The sequence below is a fragment of the Bacteroides gallinaceum genome (assembly GCF_030373775.1).
GTDB classification, from domain to species: domain Bacteria; phylum Bacteroidota; class Bacteroidia; order Bacteroidales; family Bacteroidaceae; genus Phocaeicola; species Phocaeicola excrementipullorum.
Genome location: NZ_JAUDEN010000073.1, coordinates 1 through 1,035 on the forward strand (window position 1 = coordinate 1; position 1,035 = coordinate 1,035).

Annotated in this window: 1 protein-coding gene; it reads right to left on the minus strand. The window is 57.9% G+C overall.

The annotated features are described in order from the left end of the window. Positions 1-3 precede the first annotated feature (3 nt). Positions 4-1,035 (minus strand): glycoside hydrolase family 88 protein (locus tag QUW60_RS14990; RefSeq protein WP_289561499.1); only part of this gene is annotated, 1,032 nt, incomplete at its 5' end.

The window sequence follows — 1,035 nt, forward strand, 5'->3', positions numbered from 1 at the left end:
GCCTCAGAACAGCGGCTTGCCGTCCAATATCCTGTCGTAGCGGTAGAGCGCTTCCAGAAAATAATAGTCGGCATAAGTCAGCGGAACGTCTATCTCCCCGTTCTGAGGAATCGCGCCCGTGCTGTGCATCAGAATAAAGTTGCCGTTCTTGCCCAGTTCGGCACGATACCGGGGGCTGCCCAGCGAGTGAAGGATCGCCTTGGCGCCTTCCAGATACTTCTTCGCGAGCTTGCCTTCGCTGTACGTGCTCAGTTCAAGCAGCGCGGAAGCGGTGCAGGCGGCGGCAGAAGCGTCGCGGTAGTTCAGCACCACATTGTTCGCGTTCGAGCGCACGCCCGGAACGTAGCCCGGCTGGTTCGCGTTGAAGTCCCACCACGCAACCTTGTCGGACGGCAGGTTCGGATGGTCCAGATAGAAGTCTGCCATGCGCTGGGCCGTGGTCAGGAAAGAAGGATCCTTCGTTTCGCGGTAGCACATCGTGAAGCCGTAGATGCCCCACGCCTGTCCGCGAGACCATGCAGAATTGTCGGAATATCCCTGCGAGGTTTCACCCTTGATGGGCTTGCCCGTTTCCTTATCGTAATATACGATGTGGAAGCAGCTGTAGTCGTCGCGTACCTGGTTCATCATTGTATGCCTGGCGTGCGAAACGGCGATGTCACGGAACGAAGGGTCGCCCGTAGCCCGCGATGCGCAGAACAGCAGCTCAAGGTTCATCATGTTGTCGATTATGACGGGGAAGTCGTACACCTTGTCGCCGTGCCAAGAGCGGAAGCCGTTCCACGACTGGATTACGCCGGCCTTCTCGCGGTAGCGCGTGCAGAGCGAGCGGGCTGACTCCACCAGTATGTCACGGTAGGAGCGCTGAGGCGAAAAGCGGTTGGCGTTGCCGTAGCTGCAATACATCATGAAGCCGATGTCGTGGTTGTCCGTGAACGACTTGACAGGCTCCATCTTGCGCGTGTAAACCAAAGCCGAATCCTGAAGAGCCTTGTCGCCCAGATACTCGGACAGATACCACAAAGAGCCCGGAAA